Consider the following 20,427-nt stretch of genomic DNA (forward strand, 5'->3'; position numbering starts at 1 on the left):
TTAATGGATTCACTAATTTATTTTGTATCTCTTGCTTTTTCGTACAGCGGCTTTATTTGAGGGTTAATCAGTTTTTCTACTGCTTTGTTGGCGATAGCGGCAAATTCATTCTGATGCACATCGACCAGAATCATGCCTTTGGCCTGTAAGGTATCAATCAATTTTGCTTCATCGGCAAGATAAAGCTCATGCTCATAACGTTGGGCTTCCTTACCGGCATCCAGAATCGCCTGTTGATATTCGGGCTTCAGTTTATTAAATTTTTTAGAGCCCATCATCAGGTAGATCCAGCCACGCACGTGCTCGGTACGGTTAAGATACTTTTGCACTTCAAAGAAGCTCCCACTCATAATCATAGACAGCGGGTTTTCCTGGCCTTCGATGACGCCCTGCTGCAAGCCAGTAAAGACTTCGGAGAAAGCCATTGGCGTAGGCTGCGCACCCAGTTCCTTCCAGACACCGATGAACAGAGGCACATTCGGCAGACGTAACGTCAACCCCTTTAATTCCGAAGGATTGGTTATCGGGCGATTAGCCGTCAGATTACGCGGGCCGCGTTCAAACCATGCAATGGTTTTAAGTTTTGCTTTCTCTTCAATATCTTTTGCAATTTGCGCACCCACTTCGCCGTTAACAATCTTCGCCATCTGCTCTGATGAGGTGATCATATAGGGAACACCGAGCAGTGCGGCCGAAGGGGCCCAGTTTTGCAAAGACTCCCCGGTAATGGTCATATCCACGCTGCCAAGTTGGATGGCGTTGATAATATCCATCTCTTTCCCCAGCGACTCATTGGGATAAACTTTTACTTCTACCTCACCATTGGTTTTTTGCTTTACCTGTTCTGCAAATTTCAGCGACGCTTTATGCCAGCTATGCTCTTCATTTACCGGATGGCCTAATTTCAATGTCACATCAGCAGCCCATGACGACACGGAAAATGAACATGTTAATAAAACGCCTAACGCCAGCGACAGATTTTTTCTTATCATAATCCAAACTCCTTTTAAGGATGGTTTACATTACTCAGAGGTATGTGGGAATTTTAGTAAGACTTTACAAACACCGTCCGCTTTCGAATCAGCGAGGTGCATGGCGCTATCTATATCTTGAATATCAAAAACATGGCTGATAATATTTTTCGGATGAATTAACTCTTGTTCCATCCATTTAATAACCGTCGAAAACATACGACAATTCAGGCGTGAAGAATAGAGTGTTAGCTCACGCCGCGTTAATTCTTGCTGTATCACAGAGGAAGGCGATGCGGAAAAACCTAACAAACCAATACGCCCTGCCGGTGATATAAGTGTGACCGCTTCTTCAAGTATGGAGGGATGGCAAACGACATCGATAATCAGCGTTGGCAATAATTTCTGCTGCTGCAGAAATTCCGCCACCGAACCATGACTATTATTAAATACCCAGTTTGCCCCACAGCGCTGCGCTTTCTCCAGCCGTTGCTCATTTTTATCGATGACAATAACCGGAACCTGCCAGACGTGGCGCAACACATCAATAATCGTCATCCCCGCGGGCCCGGCACCATAAACCAGCGCCACATCATTCGGGTAAACGCCAGTTCGCTGGGTCACATTGGCGGCGACCGAATACGGCTCAATCGTAACCGCTATTTCGGCCGGTATCGAACGAGGAACCGGCCAGGCATTCGTGGCTGGCACACAAACGAAATCGGCAAAGCCACCGTCGCGATGAACCCCCAGCACCACAAGGTTTTCACAGACATTAGGACGCTTAATAGAACAGGGGTAGCAGTGTCCGCAACTGATCACCGGATCAACCGCCACGCGCTCGCCTTTTCGCCCGGGATCGACCCCCTCGCCCACAGCGACAATCTTGCCGACAAATTCGTGTCCAACCACTCTCGGATAAACAGCGAAAGGATTCGCGCCATGGTAAATATGCAAATCAGAACCACATATTCCGGCATATTCAACCTGAATACACACCTCGCCCGCCTCGGGTGGCTGGCATTCCGTCTCCTGGCGTCGCATCACGCCTGGTTTCTCAATCACCACACTTGCCATTGTTTTCTCCTACCAGTTCCACAGCGTGCCATCTTCCAGGCGCGCTACCGGCAAATACGCCGGATCATAGGGATATTTCGCAGCCAGTTTTTCATCGAACTCAATGCCCAGCCCGGGTTGATCTCCCGGATGCATATAGCCGTTATCAAACGTCCAGCTATGGGGGAAGACTTCCAGCATCTGTTCGGAATAGCCCATGAACTCCTGAATGCCGAAATTTGGCACCCAAAGGTCGAAATGCAGCGCCGCCGCCATACAAACTGGCGAGAGATCGGATGGGCCGTGCGAACCGGTGCGCACCTGGTAGAGTGACGCGAAATCAGCGATGCGACGCATGCCGGTAATACCGCCAGCGTGAGTGAGCGTAGTGCGGATATAGTCGATGAGCTGCTCTTCAATTAACTGCTTGCAGTCCCAGATACTGTTGAACACTTCACCGACGGCCACTGGCGTGACCGTATGCTGGCGAATGAGGCGGAAGCTCGCCTGATTCTCAGCGGGCGTGGGATCTTCCATCCAGAACAGGCGATAATCCTCAACGCTTTTACCAAAGCGCGCGGCTTCAATCGGCGTCAGGCGGTGGTGCATATCGTGCAGCAGATGTTCGTCAAAACCGAACTCGCGACGCACGGCGTCAAACAGTTTCGGCGTAAAATCGAGGTATTTTTCGCTGGCCCATAGCTGTTCTTCCGGCCACAGCCCTTTAGTTGCAGGTTCGTAAGCCAACCCTTTGCCTTTCGACATACCGTAGGTCGTTTTCATTCCCGGCACGCCGCACTGGACGCGAATCGCTTTAAAACCCATCTCTTTATGACGGGCATAATCCTCCAGCACGTCATTAAGGGTGTGACCAGTGGTGTGGCAGTAGACCATTACCCCTTCGCGGGAAGCGCCACCCAGCAACTGATAAAGCGGCATATTGGCGGCTTTCGCTTTAATATCCCACAGCGCCATATCGACCGCGGAAATCGCCGACATGGTAACCGGGCCACGACGCCAGTACGCGCCTTTATAGAAGAACTGCCAGATATCTTCGATCCGCTGCGCATCGCGGCCAATCAGTTGCGGGCAAAGGTGATCTTTTAGATAAGAGGCGACAGGGAGCTCGCGCCCGTTAAGCGTTGCGTCTCCATAACCCACCAGCCCTTCTGCCGTGGTGATTTTTAGCGTGACAAAATTTCGCCCCGGACATGTGACAAAAACATCTGCTGCAACAATCTTCATCTCTATTCCTTGTTCCTGTCGGTAGTGCCGCCAATTTACTCAGCGACAGAACTACCATACAAGTATATAGATCAAAATTGTCGCAACCGATCACAAAAAAAGAGGCGCTATGCGCGCCCCCATCCAGCCACAATGATCAACATGCCGCAGAAGGCTACCCCTGCGCCGACCCAGTCATAAAGCGACAGTTTCACCCCATCGACAACCCGTAGCCAAATCAATGCAGCCATGACATAAACCCCGCCGTAGGCGGCATAGACCCGCCCGCTTGCCGCAGGATGCAATGTCAGTAACCAGACGAACATTGAAAGCGCCACCGCCGCCGGGAGAAGCAGCAATGGGGTTGCGCCACGTTTAAGCCATAACCAGGGAAGGTAGCAGCCAAGAATTTCACACAGTGCCGTCGCGAAGAAAAGTAAGGCGGTTTTTAGCATCATTGTCGTTACGTTAAGAGAGATCCCCCCATGATACGAAATAATCATCAGCAGGATGCCCCATTTTTCTCATGGGTATGCCGCGCAAATGAGTTGTAGTAAACTTATCGGTAGGGTTTATCATTTAAGTAACGCCAAAGGAATCTGCAATGAATATGACATCTGGCAAACGCCTGTGCCTGACGGCGATGCTGGCACTGAGCGCCGTTATGTATACCGCGTCGGCTTCAGCAAACACCAGCAAACTGATCATCGAGTCTGGTGACAACGCCCAGACGCGTCAGGATGCAGCAATGGACAAAGAGCAGTGGAACGACACGCGTTCGCTGCGTAACAAGGTCAACCATCGCGTAGAGAAAGAGTGGGATAAAGAAGACGCCGCCTTCGACACGCGTGATAAATGCCAGCAGAGCGCCAACGTGAACGCGTACTGGGAACCCAACACCCTGCGTTGCCTTGACCGCCGCACTGGCCGTACCGTTAATCCGTAGTATCCGGGCGCAGCCTGCGCCCTTTTCCTCTTTTCTCTCAACGTCAGCCTGAAAGGATTTCACATGAGTGACGCCTGTAATATCAGACTCCGCCCGCTTGAGCGCGAAGACCTGCGATTCGTCCACCAGTTAGATAACAATGCAAGCGTAATGCGTTACTGGTTTGAAGAGCCTTACGAAGCATTTGTCGAGCTTTCCGATCTCTATGACAAGCACATCCATGATCAAAGTGAACGCCGCTTTGTCGTGGAGTATGAAGGTGAAAAAGCCGGTCTGGTCGAGTTAGTGGAAATTAACCACGTTCACCGCCGTGCAGAGTTCCAGATCATTATTTCACCGGAATATCAGGGAAAAGGGTTAGCCTCGAAGGCCGCTAAACTGGCGATGGATTACGGTTTTACGGTGCTGAACCTCTATAAACTTTACCTGATTGTTGATAAAGAGAACGAGAAAGCGATTCACATCTACCGCAAACTCGGTTTTATGGTGGAAGGCGAGCTGATCCACGAATTTTTTATCAATGGTGAATACCGTAACACCATCCGCATGTGCCTGTTCCAGCATCAATATATGGCGATGCACAAACCTCAGACTTCCGGGTTACTTAAGCCGACGGCTCAATAGTAGTCAATCACGTTTTTGATAGTGTAGCGGAGAGTGGTCGCCGGGTTGACGCTCATGTCGATCATCTCCAGCTCGCAATTAAGCGGGTTATCATGGCGATCGTAATCACACCGCTGCTTCACGTTACCGACAGGCTGCTTGTTGAATAACGTCACGGAGGTGTAGTCGAGTTTTTTACGGGGATCTTCTGAAGGCGTGGACATTATCGCCAACGTATCGCCTTTGGTTTGCGATGTTTTGCCAAGCGGATAGCCCTCTTTATCGTACTGGTACTCTACTTCCCGATCTTTACTGAGGGATTTCACCACAAACCCCTCGTCATTTGTCTCCCATGCCACGCCTGCCGCGGGCAGTTCTGCCAGTTGACACTTGCCCTGAAGGCGAACCTTTTTCTCCTGAGTGATGCCATCGACATAATAGTTAGCGTCCAGCACCAGCGTCGCGCCGGTCTCATTCTCCAGGTCGTGAAACTCCAGCACGTCAAAGCATCCCTCTTCGGACATCCGTCCGCTTACCCGCTTCGCCACTTCGCCCTTCTCATTCATTAACGTCTGGCTGAAATCTTTAACCGGCCCCCGTAGCGGATCAAAATCGAACTCATTAGAAAAACTCGCCATTTCCGGAGAGAAAGCAGCAGGTGAATCATTTTTATCGCAACCTGCAAGTAGCACCAGCAATGGCGTTAACAACAGAAGTCTCTTCACAGCAGGATCCTTGGTAGAGAATTTTCTCAATCATATTAGCAAATACAGCTATTTACACTAATTTTGCTATACTTCATTTACATTTCAAAAAGGAGATTACCATGAGATCTTCACGCTGGTTACTCGCGTTATTGTTAGCCGGAGCCGCTGTGCCTGCGCTGGCTGCACCTGACTCATGCGAACGTGTCAGGAGTGATATTCAACAAAAAATCGTTAACAACGGGGTTGCGGAAAGCGCGTTCACCCTCGAGATCGTGCCAAACGATCAGGCAGATAAATCGGGGGCACAGGTCGTGGGCCACTGCGCCAATGATACGTTTAAAATTCTCTACACCCGCACGGACAACACCCCTTCCGACGATGCGCAGTAAGCATTAATTATTATCCCTGGCTTGACCAGGGATAATAATTACCTACCCCTTAATATGTATTATTCGCTCACCATTAGCCTTAATTTAATTTCACTATGAAATTAATTAGTCAAAATAATAATGGAGTGAGCGATGTCAACAATGGAATCTCCCGCCGGGATAAGCCGACGGACGCTTATAAAATCTTCAGCGATGGGCTCACTGGCCCTGGCCGCTGGAAGTTTATCTTTACCCTTTGCCCTACGCCCTGCCGCTGCAGCCCTGTCATCCGCGAATCAACCCGAAGATAAAGTCGTCTGGGGCGCCTGCTCCGTTAACTGCGGCAGCCGCTGCGCCTTGCGCCTGCATGTACGCGATGACGAAGTGTATTGGGTGGAAACGGACAACACCGGCGACGATATCTACGGCGATCACCAGGTGCGCGCCTGTCTGCGCGGACGCTCTATTCGCCGCCGCATTAACCACCCCGACCGTCTTAATTACCCGATGAAACGCGTAGGTAAACGCGGTGAAGGTAAATTTGAGCGCATCTCCTGGGATGAGGCTCTCGATACTGTCACCAAGAGCCTGAAAAAAGTGGTCGCGCAGTACGGTAACGAGGCGGTGTATATCAACTATACGTCGGGGATCGTCGGCGGCAACATCACCCGTTCGTCACCCTACGCCTCCCTGGTTGCCCGCCTGATGAACTGCTACGGCGGTTTTCTCAGCCACTACGGCACCTACAGCACCGCACAAATTGCCGCCGCCATGCCCTACACCTACGGCACTAACGAAGGTAACAGTACCTCCGATATCGAAAACAGTAAGCTGGTGGTGATGTTCGGCAACAACCCGGCAGAAACCCGTATGAGCGGCGGCGGGATCACCTGGTTTCTCGAACAGGCGCGCGAACGCTCGAATGCGCGCATGATCGTTATCGATCCGCGTTATACCGATACCGCTGCGGGTCGGGAGGATGAGTGGATCCCCATCCGTCCGGGAACCGATGCGGCGCTGGTGGCAGGTATCGCCTGGGTGTTAATTAACGAAAATCTCGTCGATCAACCTTTCCTCGATAAATATTGCGTTGGTTATGATGAGAAAACCCTGCCAAAAGATGCGCCGGTTAACGGCCATTATAAGGCCTATATTCTCGGCCAGGGCGAAGACGCTACAGCGAAAACGCCCGAGTGGGCATCGCACATTACCGGCATTCCCGTTGACCGCATCATTAAACTTGCCCGTGAAATTGGCACGGCAAAACCGGCATATATCTGTCAGGGCTGGGGGCCACAACGCCAGGCTAACGGTGAACTGACTTCCCGCGCAATTGCGATGTTACCCATTCTGACCGGTAACGTCGGCATTAACGGCGGTAACAGCGGCGCCCGTGAATCAACCTACACCATCACCATTGAGCGCATGCCGTTGCCGGAAAACCCGGTAAAAACGCAAATATCCTGCTTTAGCTGGACTGACGCCATTGACCATGGGCCAGAGATGACCGCCCTGCGCGACGGCGTCCGCGGCAAAGATAAGCTTGATGTGCCCATTAAGTTCATCTGGAACTATGCCGGCAACACCATTATCAACCAGCATTCTGATATCAACCGCACCCATGACATTCTGCAGGACGAGTCAAAATGCGAAATGATCGTGGTTATCGAGAACTTTATGACCTCATCGGCGAAATACGCCGATATCCTGCTTCCTGACCTGATGACGGTCGAACAGGAAGATATCATCCCCAACGATTACGCCGGAAACATGGGCTATCTGATTTTCATTCAGCCCGCCACCGCCGCAAAATTTGAGCGTAAACCGATCTACTGGATCACCAGCGAAGTGGCAAAACGGCTGGGGCCAGATATCCACCAGCGCTTCACTGAGGGTCGAACGCAGGAAGAGTAGCTGCGTTACTTATACGCTAAAATGGAAGCCAAAGATCCGCAACTTCCATCTTATAACGCGTTGAAAGAAATGGGGATTTATAAGCGTAAAGATCCGAACGGCCACTTCGTTGCTTACAAAGCCTTCCGCGAAGACCCTCAGGCAAACCCGCTAAAAACGCCGAGTGGAAAAATTGAGATTTACTCCAGCCGTCTGGCAAAAATCGCCGAAAGCTGGGCGCTGCAAAAAGACGAAGTGATAAGCCCGCTTCCCGTTTACGCCTCTACATTTGAAGGCTGGGACGATCCGAAACGCAGCCGCTTCCCGCTTCAGTTGTTCGGTTTTCACTATAAAGCCCGGACGCACTCCAGTTACGGCAACGTTGATGTGTTACAGGCCGCCTGTCGGCAGGAAGTGTGGATTAACCCGGTTGACGCGCAGTCCCGCGGCATTGCCAGTGGCGATATGGTTCGCGTGTTTAACGATCGTGGCGAAGTCCGTCTGCCAGCCAAAGTCACCCCGAGGATCATGCCCGGCGTGAGCGCCATGGGCCAGGGAGCATGGCACGACGCCAATATGGCGGGCGACAAAATCGACCACGGCGGCTGCGTCAATACCCTCACCACGCAACGACCTTCCCCGCTGGCGAAGGGCAATCCACAGCACACCAACCTGGTACAGGTCGAAAAAGTATAACCGTTTTACCCGAGTGCTTCGGCACTCGGGTGTTTGTGATTATGGAATAGCAAAAAGTGAGCCACTATGAAAATCATTGCGCCTGAGGCGCTTATGACGGCGAAAGTCAGCCGCCGAAATCTGGTGAAAACCTCCGCGATAGGCAGCCTTGCCTTCGCCAGCAGCGCCTTCACTCTCCCCTTTAGTCGCATTGCCAATGCGGCGGATAAACTCGTACCGCCTGAAGAGAAAGCCGTCTGGAGTTCGTGCACCGTTAACTGCGGCAGCCGCTGCCTTCTGCGGCTTCACGTAAAAGACGACAGTGTCTACTGGGTCGAATCAGACACCACCGGCGATGATATCTACGGCAATCATCAGGTTCGTGCCTGCCTGCGCGGGCGCTCAATTCGTCGGCGTATGAACCATCCGGATCGCCTCAAATACCCAATGAAACGCGTGGGTAAACGAGGTGAAGGGAAATTTGAACGCATCTCCTGGGATGAAGCGCTGGACACCATCGGTGATAACCTGAAACGCATCCTTAAAGATTACGGTAACGAAGCGGTTCATGTGCTTTACGGCACAGGCGTCGACGGCGGCAATATTACCAACTCCAACGTGCCGTATCGCCTGATGAACGCCTGTGGGGGTTATCTGAGCCGTTACGGTAGCTACAGCACCGCGCAAATCAGCGCGGCCATGAGCTATATGTTCGGCAGCAACGACGGTAATAGCCCGGATGATATCGCGAACAGCAAGCTGGTGGTGATGTTCGGCAACAACCCGGCGGAAACCCGCATGAGCGGCGGCGGCGTCACTTACTACGTCGAACAGGCGCGCGAACGCTCCAACGCCCGAATGATCGTTATCGACCCGCGCTACAACGATACCGCCGCCGGGCGTGAAGATGAGTGGCTGCCGATAAGGCCTGGCACCGACGGCGCGCTGGCGGCGGCGATAGGATGGGTGTTAATTACCGAAAATCTCGTCGACCAGCCCTTCCTTGATAAATACTGCGTGGGTTACGACGAAACCACCCTCCCTGCCAGCGCTCCGCGTAACGGACACTACAAAGCCTGGGTTCTGGGGGATGGCCCGGACGGTATTGCCAAAACCCCGGAATGGGCCGCGAAAATCACCAGCATCCCGGCAGACAAAATCATCAAGCTGGCCCGTGAAATTGGCAGCGCTAAACCGGCCTATATCTGTCAGGGCTGGGGGCCGCAACGCCACTCCAACGGTGAGCAAAATGCCCGCGCGATTGCAATGCTATCCGTCCTGACTGGCAATGTTGGCATCAACGGCGGTAACTCCGGCGTGCGTGAAGGCACATGGGATCTTGGCGTTGAGTGGTTCTCCATGCTCGATAACCCGGTGAAAACGCAGATTTCTGTTTTTACCTGGCCGGATGCTATCGATCACGGCGAGAAGATGACCGCTATTCATGATGGCGTGCGCGGTAAAGATAAGCTTGATGTGCCAATCAAATTCCTTTGGTGTTACGCCAGCAACACGCTCATCAACCAGAACGGGAATATCAGCCGCACCCATGAGATTTTGCAGGACGACAGCAAGTGCGAAATGATTGTTGGCATTGAGCACTTTATGACGGCGTCAGCAAAGTATTGCGACATCCTGCTACCAGACTTAATGCCCACTGAACAAGAAGATCTCATTTCTCATGAATCCGCCGGGAATATGGGCTATGTGATCCTCGGCCAACCGGCGACCAGCCGTAAGTTCGAGCGCCGTCCGATTTACGAAATTCTTTCTGACATTGCAAAACGCCTTGGCCCGGATGTCTACCAAACCTTTACCGAGGGGCGTACCCAGCATGAGTGGGTTCAGTATCTGCATGCGAAAACCAAAGAGCGCAACCCGGAAATGCCCTCCTATGAGGAGATGAAAAGCCTCGGGATCTTCAAGAAAAAATGCCCGGAAGAGCACTATGTCGCCTTCCGTGACTTCCGCGAAAACCCGGCCGCCAATCCACTGAAAACGCCATCGGGGAAAATTGAAATTTACTCTGAACGGCTGGCTGAGATCGCGCAAACCTGGGAGCTGAAAGAGGATGAGATTATTCACCCGCTTCCGGTTTACGCGCCGGGCTTTGATGGCGTCAGCGATCCGGCACGGAAAACCTACCCACTGCAGCTAACCGGCTTCCACTACAAAGCGCGTACCCACTCAAGCTACGGCAATATTGACGTGCTGCAACAGGCATGCCCGCAGGAAATCTGGATCAACCCGGTAGATGCGCAGCCACGCGGCATTCACAACGGCGATACGGTTCGTGTCTCCAGCCAGCACGGGCAAATGCTGATCCCGGCGAAAGTGACGCCGCGCATCCTGCCTGGCGTGACCGCCATTGGTCAGGGTGCCTGGCTGAAGGCGGATATGTTTGGCGATCGTCTCGATCACGGCGGCAGTATCAATATTCTCACCTCTCACCGTCCATCTCCGCTGGCGAAAGGGAACCCGTCCCACAGCAATCTGGTTCAGGTTGAAAAGGTATAAGGAGTAACCGATGACAACCCAATATGGCTTTTATATCGATTCCGCCCGCTGCACAGGCTGCAAAACCTGCGAACTGGCGTGCAAAGACTACAAAGATTTGGGCCCTGACGTCAGTTTCCGTCGCATTTATGAATACGCGGGCGGCAACTGGCAGGAGGATAACGGCGTCTGGCATCAGGACGTTTTTGCCTATTATCTCTCAATATCCTGCAACCACTGCGAAGATCCGGCGTGTACCAAAGTCTGCCCGAGCGGCGCAATGCACAAGCGGGAAGATGGTTTCGTCGTCGTGGATGAAGATGTCTGCATCGGCTGCCGCTATTGTCACATGGCCTGCCCTTACGGCGCACCGCAGTACAACGCCGCCAAAGGCCACATGACCAAATGCGACGGCTGCCACGACCGCGTCGCCGAGGGTAAAAAACCAATCTGCGTCGAGTCCTGCCCGCTGCGCGCGCTCGATTTCGGCCCGATTGACGAACTGCGTAAAAAACATGGCAATCTGGCGGCCGTCGCCCCGTTGCCGTCTGCGCACTTCACCAAACCCAATATTGTTATTAAACCTAACGCTAACGCGCGCCCGACCGGCGATACCACCGGTTATCTGGCAAACCCAAAGGAGGTCTGAAATGGGAAATGGATGGCATGAATGGCCGCTGGTACTCTTCACCGTACTGGGCCAGTGCGTTGCTGGGGCGCTGATCGTCAGCGGGCTGGGCTGGTTTGCGACGAAAGATGATGGCGTAGCCCGCCAGCGCCTGGTGCGCAGCATGTTCTTTTTATGGCTGGTAATGGGCATTGGTTTTCTCGCCTCGATCATGCACCTCGGTTCGCCGCTGCGTGCATTTAACTCGCTGAATCGCGTGGGTTCATCCGCATTGAGTAATGAGATTGCCGCCGGGTCGATATTCTTCGCCGTGGGAGGATTCTGGTGGCTGGTCGCCGTACTCGGTAAAATGCCGGAAGCGCTGGGTAAGCTCTGGCTGCTCGTCAGCATGGTGCTGGGGCTGGTATTTATCTGGGCAATGACCCGTGTTTATCAGATCGATACCGTGCCAACCTGGTATAATGGCTATACGACACTGGCGTTCTTCCTTACCGCCTTCGTGAGCGGCCCACTGTTTGCGGCATTACTGCTACGATCTGCGCGCGTGAGCTTTAACGGTGTCACCTTTGCGGCCATCGCTGTTCTTGCCCTGCTGGCAAGCATTGGCGTTATCGTCCTGCAGGGCGTGTCGCTGGGTGAAATCCATAGCTCCGTGCAACAGGCCAGCGCGCTGGTGCCGGACTATGGTCGCCTGCAGGTCTGGCGCATCGTGCTTATCGCCGCGGGTCTCGGCTGCTGGATTTGCCCACTGGTTCGTCGCAAAGACCCTGCTGTCATGGGTCTGCTGGCGGGGCTGATTCTGGTGCTGGCCGGCGAACTGATTGGCCGGGGGCTTTTTTACGGTCTGCATATGACCGTTGGTATGGCCGTTGCGGGTTAACGAATGACATTGTGCGGGGCAACCCGCACCTTTTAGGATGGTTTTAATGACTGATTTTTCCCAACACGACGCATTTCCCATGACGGCCCGCGTTCTCGGCGCGCTGTTTTATCTGTCACCGGAAAGCCCGGAAGCCGCACCGCTGGTTGAGGCTCTGAAAGGCAGCGAATGGCTGACGCAGTGGCCATTAGCGCAGGATCTCCTGCTACCGCTGCACGAGAAATTTAATGCGGAGTGCGAGGAGTCTCTGCCCGAAGCCTGGCAGCGGCTGTTCGTCGGCCCGTATGCATTACCTTCACCGCCATGGGGCTCCGTATGGCTCGATCGGGAATCGGTACTGTTTGGCGATTCAACCCTGGCGTTGCGCCAGTGGATGCGCGAAAACGGCATTCAGTTCGACATGGAGCAAAACGAGCCGGAAGACCATTTTGGCTCGCTGCTGCTGCTCGCGGCCTGGCTTGCCGAAAATGGGCAACATACCCTGTGCGAACAGTTGTTAGCCTGGCATCTCTTCCCGTGGGCCGGGCGTTTTCTCGATGAGTTTGTCGCCAACGCGAATCACCCGTTCTACCAGGCGTTGGGGGAGTTAGCACAACACACCCTCGCGCAGTGGCAGTCGCAACTGCTGATCCCGGTTGCCGTGAAAACCCTGTATCGCTGAGTGTTATATTGCCGGATGGCGGCGTGAATCCCCTGTCCGGCCTGCAACGCCCGCCCTCATTGTGACGGTGTCACTTTTCGTTTTTATTTTTAAGACTATTCTATACCTGCGCCTCAATCCGTTATCCCATATAGGCAAACCTCTGATTTTCTTCAGAACCTCAACAAATTAAATTGCCACTTTTCTGGAATCCCTGCGACTACGTTGCTATAGGTCAAATGCGTCACTGCGAAACATGATGCGTTTATAAAAACCAATAACAGGGAGAAACACAGCAATGCACGCTTCCCCCCTCATGCGCTTTTTGGGCATAACTGGCGCGATTATTCTGGTACTGGCTCTCCTGGTCTGGAGGATCGGCCCGGAAACAATCAAAGCCCGACAGGTTGACCTTATCTACCTGGGTCAACAACATCTCAAACTGGTCTTTATTTCCATGTTCTTTGCGCTGCTGGTTGGTATTCCCAGCGGGATCCTGCTGAGCCGTCCGGCGGCAAAAGGTATCGCTGAACACGTCATGCAGATCTTCAACGTCGGGAACACCCTACCGCCGCTGGCGGTGCTGGCACTGGCCATGGTGGTTATCGGCATTGGTGATTTACCGGCCATCGTTGCGCTGTTTCTCGCCTCGCTGCTCCCGATTGTGCGTAACACCTACTCTGGCCTTAAATCGGTACCGCCCTCGCTGATAGAAGCGGCAAACGGGATAGGCATGACCAAACTACAGCGCCTCTGGCAGGTTGAACTACCTAACGCCTGGCCTGTCATGCTTTCCGGTATACGTATTGCCACCGCGATCAACGTCGGTACGGCGCCGCTGGCCTTCCTGATTGGCGCCAGCAGCTATGGTGAACTGATCTTCCCCGGCATCTATCTTAACGACTTCCCAACGCTGATTTTAGGCGCGACAGCCACCGCCCTGTTCGCCCTGATCCTTGATGCCCTGCTCGCCTGGCTTGGCCGCATTCTGAGCCCGCACACAGCCTGAACATAAGGAACATGACATGACACTGAAAAAGCACCTTCTGGGATGGCTTAGCGCAACGCTACTGTTTACGGCAACCGCGCAGGCCGCGCCCATCACGCTGGCAACGAAAAGCTTTACTGAACAGCACATTTTATCCGCCATGACCGTGCAGTATCTGCAAAAGAAAGGCTTTCAGGTACAGCCGCAAACCAACATTGCTACCGTCATCTCGCGTAATGCGATGATCAACAAGCAAATTGATATGACATGGGAGTACACCGGCACCTCACTCATCATCTTTAACCACATCAACAAACGCATGAGCCCGCAGGAATCTTATGACACGGTAAAACGCCTTGATGCCAAACTCGGCCTGATATGGTTAAAACCAGCGGATATGAACAACACCTACGCCTTTGCCATGCAGCGCAAACGCGCTGAAGCAGAAGGCATCACCACTATGTCGCAGATGGTGGAAAAAATTGAACACATCCGCCAGACCGACCCGGACAAGAACTGGCGACTGGGGCTGGATCTGGAATTTGCCGGGCGCAGCGATGGCATGAAACCGTTACAGGAAGCCTATAACATGCCGCTCGATCGCCCGCAGATCCGTCAGATGGATCCGGGGCTGGTCTATAACGCCGTGCGCGATGGCTTTGTTGATGCGGGGCTTATCTATACCACCGATGGCCGTGTAAAAGGTTTCGACCTGAAAGTGCTGGAAGATGATAAAGGTTTCTTCCCGAGCTACGCCGTCACCCCGGTGGTACGCAAAGAGGTACTGGAGGCGAATCCGGGTCTTGAAGAAGCGCTGGATACGCTTTCCGGTCTGTTAAATAACGACGTGATTGCAACCCTCAACGCACAGGTTGATATCGACCATAAAACCCCGCAGCAGGTGGCCCGTAAATTCCTGCAAGACAAAGGCATGCTGTAAGGAGCGCTTATGGACACTCTGCATTACATGATGGATAACGCGGGTTATCTCGCCACCCTCACCCTTCAGCACCTGTGGCTGGTGGCGCTGGCGGTTGGCCTCGCGATAATTATCGGCGTACCGCTTGGTATTCTGATTGTGCGCCATAAATGGCTGGCAACGCCGGTGCTGAGCATCGCCACGCTGTTACTGACTATCCCTTCCATCGCGCTGTTTGGCTTGATGATCCCCCTGTTTTCGCTGATCGGTCACGGTATTGGCGTCCTGCCTGCCGTCACCGCCGTCTTTCTTTACTCTCTCCTGCCCATTGTGCGCAATACCCATACGGCACTCAGCGCCCTGCCGCCGGGGTTGCGCGAAGCCGGACGGGGTATCGGTATGACCTTCTGGCAGCGTCTGCGCTGGGTCGAAATTCCCATGGCGCTGCCGGTCATATTCGGCGGGATCCGTACCGCCGTCGTGATGAATATCGGCGTGATGGCGATTGCCGCGGTCATTGGCGCAGGCGGCCTGGGGCTACTGTTGCTTAACGGTATTGGCGGAAGCGATATCCGCATGTTGATTGCTGGCGCACTGATGATTTGCTTACTGGCGATTGTACTCGACTGGCTGCTGCACCGCCTGCAAATCGCTCTGACACCAAAGGGGATACGATAATGATAAAACTGGAAAACCTCACCAAACAATTTTCACAGAAAAATGGCCAACCGCTGAAGGCCGTCGACAACGTCAACCTGAATGTGCCAGAAGGTGAAATGTGCGTTCTGCTGGGGCCATCTGGCTGCGGCAAGACGACCACGCTCAAGATGATCAACCGTCTGATCAAACCGAGCAGCGGCACAATCCTCATCAATGGCCAAAATACCGATGAAATGGATACGGTTTCGCTACGCCGTAATATCGGTTATGTCATCCAGCAAATTGGTCTGTTTCCAAACATGACCATTGAAGAGAACATCACCGTAGTGCCGCGTATGCTCGGCTGGGACAAAACGCGCTGCAAAAATCGGGCAGAAGAGTTAATGGAAATGGTGGCGATGGATGCGAAAAAATTCCTTCACCGCTACCCACGAGAAATGTCCGGCGGGCAACAGCAGCGTATTGGCGTGATCCGCGCACTTGCGGCCGATCCGCCGGTGTTGCTGATGGATGAACCTTTCGGCGCCGTCGACCCCATTAACCGTGAAGTGATCCAAAATCAGTTCCTCGAAATGCAGCGCGCGCTGAAAAAAACGGTGATGCTGGTAAGCCATGATATTGATGAAGCACTGAAACTGGGCGATCGTATCGCGGTTTTCCGTCAGGGGCGCATCATCCAGTGCGCCAGCCCGGATGAGCTACTGGCGAAACCCGCAAATGAATTTGTCGGCTCGTTTGTCGGCCAGGATCGCACACTGAAACGCCTGCTGCTGGTTTCTGCGGGCGATGTGACCGATCAGCAACCCACAATCACCGCTCGCACCTCAACCCCGCTGACGGAAGCGTTCGGGATCATGGACGATAACGACATTCGCGCGCTGACGGTGGTCGATGAACAGGGTAAGCCACTCGGCTTTGTGAAACGTCGCGAAGCGCGTCATGCCACCGGCGTGTGCGCCGACCTTATCCACCCTTTCCGCGTCACCGGCAAAGCGGAGGATAACCTGCGCGTCGTACTGTCCAAGCTCTATGAGAGCAACACCAGTTGGATGCCGATTGTTGATGAAGAGGGACGCTACAACGGCGAGATTTCACAGGATTATATCGCTGATTATCTCAGTTCCGGTCGCACGCGGCGGGCGCTGAATATTTATAGCGAGAACTAACCCCTCACCCCGGCCCTCTCCCCAAAGGGGAGAGGGTGAAAACCGCACACGCTTTACCACTGGCTCTTTCAGTTTCCCTCCCTGCGGGAAAATGGGTGAAAACCGCACCCACTTAACCACTGGCACTTTCAGTCCCCCTCCCTGCGAGGAAGAGGGTGAAAACCGCACACGCTTTACCACTGACACTTTCAGTCCCCTCTCCCTGCGGGAGAGGGTTAGGGTGAGGGGTGGGGTTTCACCGCACCCACAGCTTTTGCATCTCCCCTGCTTTCCCCGCAAAATAGCCGCCTGACCTTCTTTGTGTTGAAACCGCTCATGCATCGTCTCCACGCCTATCCGGATCTGCGTACTATGCTGCGCCGCCTGCTCTTCGCCGCCATCACCGGTGTTCTTGCCGCGCTGGCCGTGGCAGGTTTTCGTCATGCGATGCTATTCCTCGAATGGGTATTTCTCAGCAACAATACAGGAAGCCTGGTCAACGCGGCGACGGGGCTTTCAGAATGGCGACGGGTGCTGACGCCCGCCCTTGGCGGCCTGGCGGCAGGATCGCTGCTGTGGGGCTGGCAGCGCCTGAACCGACAGCGCCCCCATGCGCCAACGGATTATATGGAAGCACTTCGCACCGACGGTCAGTTTGACTATGGCGCAAGCCTGGTGAAATCACTGGCCTCTCTGCTGGTGGTTGCCAGCGGCAGCGCCATTGGCCGGGAAGGCGCGATGATCCTGCTGGCGGCGCTGGCCGCGTCCTGGTTTGCTCAACGTTTTACTTCACGCGACGAATGGAAACTATGGATTGCCTGCGGGGCGGCAGCCGGAATGGCGAGTGCCTATCATGCCCCGCTGGCGGGTAGCCTGTTCATCGCTGAAATTCTGTTTGGCACCCTCATTCTCGCCTCGCTCGGCCCGGTGGTGGTCGCCGCCGTGATTGCGTTACTCACCACTCATCTTATTGGCGGCGGCAGCGCGCCGCTCTATACCGTCCACCTTCCGCAGGAACTCGATATCACTGCGGGTCTGCTCATCGCCGCCACCGGTTTGCTGGCAGGTGTGTGTGGCCCATTATTGATGTGGCTGATGAACGCCAGCCATCGCCTGTTTTTACGTCTGAAACTCTCGCCTCCCGTACAGCTTGCGCTGGGCGGGCTGATTGTCGGCCTGCTGTCGCTCATTACACCTGCCGTCTGGGGTAATGGGTACAGCGTGGTACACGCCTCATTGTTGGCGCCACCGCTGCTGGCGGCGATTAGCGGAATTTTTATCTGCAAGTTACTGGCTATTCTTGCCAGTAGCGGCTCCGGCGCACCGGGCGGGGTCTTCACGCCAACGCTGTTTCTGGGAATGGCGAGCGGCATGCTGTTTGCACAATTGTGTGGGATCTGGCTGGTGGATCAACCTTCGATGGCGGTACTGCTGGGAATGAGCGGAATGGCTGCGCTGCTGGCGGCAACGACACATGCGCCGATCATGTCGACGCTGATGATTTGCGAAATGACCGGGCAATACAGCGTACTGCCCGGTTTACTGATAGCCAGCGTGCTGGCGTCGGTGCTGTCGCGAACCCTACGCCAGGATTCTATCTACCGTGAGCATGTTGCCCAGCAGGGATAAATTGATGTACTGACTCAACTCACGCTGCTCGGCGCGCGGCAGATACGGCAGTTCGCCAATCAACGGAGCCGGCAATTTTTTGCTCAGCACGTCGATGATTTCCGCGTAATGGGCAAGACCCGGGTTAATACGGTTGGCCACCCAGCCAATCAGCGGAAGGCCGTCATTGGCGATGGCCTGAGCGGTCAGCAAAGCGTGGTTGATACATCCTTCCTGAATACCCACCACCATCACAACCGGGAGTTGCTCCTGAACCACCCACTCGGAAAGGGGGCGCAAATCGTTCATCAGGCTGCGCCAGCCGCCGGTGCCTTCGACCACCACGTTGTCAACTTTCTCGCTCAAACTCGCCAGGCCGTTGGACAACAGGGTGTAATTAATAGGACAGCTATGGGCGACGCTGCTCTCCTCTTCGCTCAGGGCGATAGGGTTGACTGCCTCGTAGGGCAATTCCAGCGACGAGACGCCCTGCAGCACCAGCGCATCTTTGTTGCGCAGCCCCTCGGGGGTTTCTTTGCTGCCTTTTGCCACAGGTTTGTACCCGGCCACTCGTTTCCCGCTGGCTGCCAGCGCCTGCAGTAGCGCACGGGAAACCACCGTCTTGCCGACAGAAGTATCAGTACCAGTAATAAAGAAACGGTTTAGCATTACTAACTCCACAGTTATGCCGGTGAAATATACATACCAGAAATAATTTAAAGTGGTGAAAGTCTACGTGATGAACCAGAAACCCGGCTTGAGATAGCGCAATTTTTTGCGCAACTGTGCAAAAATGTTAACCCTGTAACAGCCTGATCAGCAAAGTTCCGTTATAGAGCGCGTCTTTGACCAACGCCGCCCCGGCCATCGTCCCACGGTTAGAAAACTGCGTCTGTTCGACGGCAGTATGCTTGCTATAAGCCGGAAGTGATTGCTGGCGAATGCAGTCGCTAATCGCCGGGAAGAGGATCTCAGCCGCCTGATTAAATGGCGAACCGATGAGTATTTTTTGCGGATTGAATAAATTCACCATAATTGCCAGGATACGGCCGACGTTGGTACCGACGCTGGTGATAATATCTTTAGCCAGTAAATCGCCTTTGACAGCGGCGAGGCACAGCGACTCAACGGTCAAGGGTTGCTGATGAAGCATTGAACTCATGGACTGATTCATGCGCACCTGCGCCAGTTCCAGCACGCTTTCAACGCTGGCAATGGTCTCCAGACAGCCGTGGTTTCCGCAGTAACAGCGCTTGCCATAGGGATCAACCTGAGTATGACCAATCTCCACCAGGCTACTGCTACCGGCATGGAGCAAACGCCCGTCGGTGATCACCCCGGCGCCAACGTTATGATCAATCACCACCTGAATAACATCCCGCGCGCCGCGCGATGCGCCAAATAGCGCCTCGGCCATGGTCCAGGCGCTGATATCATGCTGAATGTACACCGGCACACCCGTATGCGCCGCCAGCGTTTCACCGAGCGGCATATCTTTCACATCTTCGTAAAACGGCATGCGGTGAATGATGCCGCTCTCTGTGTCTATAATCCCCGGAAGCGTAATCGCAATCGCCGTTAAGCGCTCCAGTTTGCCCTGATGCCGGATAAAGAACTGATCAATGTGCGTAATGATGCGATGTAAAAGAGGCTGCGCGTCCTGAAGCGCCAGCTCCAGCCGTTCTTCCACCACCAGCTTGCTGCTAAGATCGCGCAGAGCAAGATGAATTTCACCGCGGCTGACGCGTAACGCCAGGTAGTGCCAGGCTTCCGTTTCTACCATTAACCCCACAGCAGGCCGCCCGCGGCTGCCAGGATCCTGAATTTCCGTCTCCTGAACCAGATGCGCTTCCAGCATTTCACGGACAATTTTGGTGATGCTGGCGGGCGCCAGTTGTGCAAGTCGGGAGAGATCGATACGCGAAACCGGGCCAAGCTGATCAATCAGGCGATATACCGCGCCAGCATTGGTCTGCTTTATTTGATCGATATGGCCTGGTTGACTGTCCGCTACCACCGT

At 54.0% G+C, this 20,427-nt stretch carries 19 protein-coding genes and 1 pseudogene; 13 read left to right on the top strand and 7 right to left on the bottom strand.

What is annotated here, in order from left to right; all coding sequences use genetic code 11:
- Positions 1-17: 17 nt before the first annotated feature.
- From VSR74_RS02675 to VSR74_RS02690, 4 genes are all read right to left on the bottom strand, one after another.
- Entirely contained in the window at positions 18-992 is a 975-nt protein-coding gene (locus VSR74_RS02675) for a TRAP transporter substrate-binding protein (protein ID WP_347793268.1), read from the bottom strand.
- 30 nt (positions 993-1,022) lie between these two features.
- Positions 1,023-2,048, bottom strand: coding sequence for a Zn-dependent oxidoreductase (locus VSR74_RS02680; protein WP_347793269.1), 1,026 nt, complete (start codon positions 2,046-2,048; stop codon positions 1,023-1,025).
- A gap of 9 nt (positions 2,049-2,057) precedes the next feature.
- The gene (manD, locus tag VSR74_RS02685) at positions 2,058-3,272 is read right to left on the bottom strand and encodes a D-mannonate dehydratase ManD (protein WP_347793270.1); all 1,215 of its coding nucleotides are present in this window, start codon (positions 3,270-3,272) and stop codon (positions 2,058-2,060) included.
- Between the two features lie 107 nt (positions 3,273-3,379).
- On the bottom strand, positions 3,380-3,706 hold the full coding sequence (locus VSR74_RS02690; RefSeq protein ID WP_347794346.1) for a YnfA family protein: 327 nt from the start codon (positions 3,704-3,706) through the stop codon (positions 3,380-3,382).
- Between the two features lie 149 nt (positions 3,707-3,855).
- Between VSR74_RS02690 and VSR74_RS02695 the strand changes: the two genes are divergently transcribed.
- Both VSR74_RS02695 and speG read left to right on the top strand, forming a co-directional pair.
- Positions 3,856-4,197, top strand: coding sequence for a DUF1283 family protein (locus tag VSR74_RS02695; RefSeq protein WP_347793271.1), 342 nt, complete (start codon positions 3,856-3,858; stop codon positions 4,195-4,197).
- 63 nt (positions 4,198-4,260) lie between these two features.
- Positions 4,261-4,821 (top strand): spermidine N1-acetyltransferase, encoded by a 561-nt coding sequence (gene speG, locus VSR74_RS02700; RefSeq protein ID WP_347793272.1) that lies wholly within the window; start codon positions 4,261-4,263, stop codon positions 4,819-4,821.
- Here speG and VSR74_RS02705 read toward each other — a convergent pair.
- On the bottom strand, positions 4,815-5,525 hold the full coding sequence (locus tag VSR74_RS02705; protein WP_347793273.1) for a YnfC family lipoprotein: 711 nt from the start codon (positions 5,523-5,525) through the stop codon (positions 4,815-4,817). The genes speG and VSR74_RS02705 overlap by 7 nt on opposite strands.
- Positions 5,526-5,626: 101 nt before the next feature.
- Between VSR74_RS02705 and VSR74_RS02710 the strand changes: the two genes are divergently transcribed.
- The 11 genes and pseudogenes from VSR74_RS02710 (at position 5,627) to clcB (ending at position 18,428) form a co-directional block, all read left to right on the top strand.
- Positions 5,627-5,896 carry a DUF1161 domain-containing protein gene (locus tag VSR74_RS02710; RefSeq protein WP_347793274.1) on the top strand — a complete coding sequence of 90 codons (270 nt, stop codon included), beginning with the start codon at positions 5,627-5,629 and terminating at the stop codon, positions 5,894-5,896.
- A 132-nt stretch (positions 5,897-6,028) separates the two neighbouring features.
- Positions 6,029-8,464, top strand: a pseudogene (gene ynfE / locus VSR74_RS02715) (selenate/tellurate reductase subunit YnfE).
- A 66-nt stretch (positions 8,465-8,530) separates the two neighbouring features.
- The gene (ynfF, locus tag VSR74_RS02720) at positions 8,531-10,960 is read left to right on the top strand and encodes a selenate/tellurate reductase subunit YnfF (RefSeq protein WP_347793275.1); all 2,430 of its coding nucleotides are present in this window, start codon (positions 8,531-8,533) and stop codon (positions 10,958-10,960) included.
- 10 nt (positions 10,961-10,970) lie between these two features.
- Positions 10,971-11,588 carry a DMSO/selenate family reductase complex B subunit gene (locus VSR74_RS02725; RefSeq protein WP_347793276.1) on the top strand — a complete coding sequence of 206 codons (618 nt, stop codon included), beginning with the start codon at positions 10,971-10,973 and terminating at the stop codon, positions 11,586-11,588.
- 1 nt (position 11,589) lies between these two features.
- Positions 11,590-12,447 (top strand): dimethyl sulfoxide reductase anchor subunit family protein, encoded by an 858-nt coding sequence (locus tag VSR74_RS02730; protein WP_347793277.1) that lies wholly within the window; start codon positions 11,590-11,592, stop codon positions 12,445-12,447.
- A gap of 46 nt (positions 12,448-12,493) precedes the next feature.
- A complete protein-coding gene (gene dmsD / locus VSR74_RS02735) occupies positions 12,494-13,108 on the top strand; it encodes a Tat proofreading chaperone DmsD (RefSeq protein ID WP_347793278.1) in 615 nt (204 codons plus the stop codon).
- 277 nt (positions 13,109-13,385) lie between these two features.
- On the top strand, positions 13,386-14,096 hold the full coding sequence (gene osmY, locus VSR74_RS02740; protein WP_347793279.1) for an osmoprotectant ABC transporter permease OsmY: 711 nt from the start codon (positions 13,386-13,388) through the stop codon (positions 14,094-14,096).
- 16 nt (positions 14,097-14,112) lie between these two features.
- Positions 14,113-15,015 carry an osmoprotectant ABC transporter substrate-binding protein OsmX gene (gene osmX / locus VSR74_RS02745; protein WP_347793280.1) on the top strand — a complete coding sequence of 301 codons (903 nt, stop codon included), beginning with the start codon at positions 14,113-14,115 and terminating at the stop codon, positions 15,013-15,015.
- 9 nt (positions 15,016-15,024) lie between these two features.
- Positions 15,025-15,672, top strand: coding sequence for an osmoprotectant ABC transporter permease OsmW (gene osmW / locus VSR74_RS02750; RefSeq protein WP_347793281.1), 648 nt, complete (start codon positions 15,025-15,027; stop codon positions 15,670-15,672).
- Positions 15,672-16,820: an osmoprotectant ABC transporter ATP-binding protein OsmV gene (osmV, locus tag VSR74_RS02755; RefSeq protein ID WP_347793282.1), complete on the top strand. Its 1,149-nt coding sequence runs from the start codon at positions 15,672-15,674 to the stop codon at positions 16,818-16,820. The genes osmW and osmV overlap by 1 nt, the downstream gene beginning before the upstream one ends.
- 315 nt (positions 16,821-17,135) lie before the next feature.
- Positions 17,136-18,428 (top strand): voltage-gated ClC-type chloride channel ClcB, encoded by a 1,293-nt coding sequence (clcB, locus tag VSR74_RS02760; RefSeq protein ID WP_347793283.1) that lies wholly within the window; start codon positions 17,136-17,138, stop codon positions 18,426-18,428.
- On the opposite strand, the gene bioD is transcribed toward clcB, so the two are convergent.
- Both bioD and mlc read right to left on the bottom strand, forming a co-directional pair.
- Positions 18,381-19,076: a dethiobiotin synthase gene (gene bioD / locus VSR74_RS02765; RefSeq protein WP_347793284.1), complete on the bottom strand. Its 696-nt coding sequence runs from the start codon at positions 19,074-19,076 to the stop codon at positions 18,381-18,383. The two genes, clcB and bioD, sit on opposite strands and share 48 nt — an antisense overlap.
- 127 nt (positions 19,077-19,203) lie before the next feature.
- A complete protein-coding gene (gene mlc / locus VSR74_RS02770) occupies positions 19,204-20,424 on the bottom strand; it encodes a sugar metabolism global transcriptional regulator Mlc (RefSeq protein ID WP_347793285.1) in 1,221 nt (406 codons plus the stop codon).
- Positions 20,425-20,427: the final 3 nt, after the last annotated feature.

Source organism: Pseudocitrobacter cyperus (assembly GCF_039889165.1).
GTDB lineage: Bacteria > Pseudomonadota > Gammaproteobacteria > Enterobacterales > Enterobacteriaceae > Pseudocitrobacter > Pseudocitrobacter cyperus.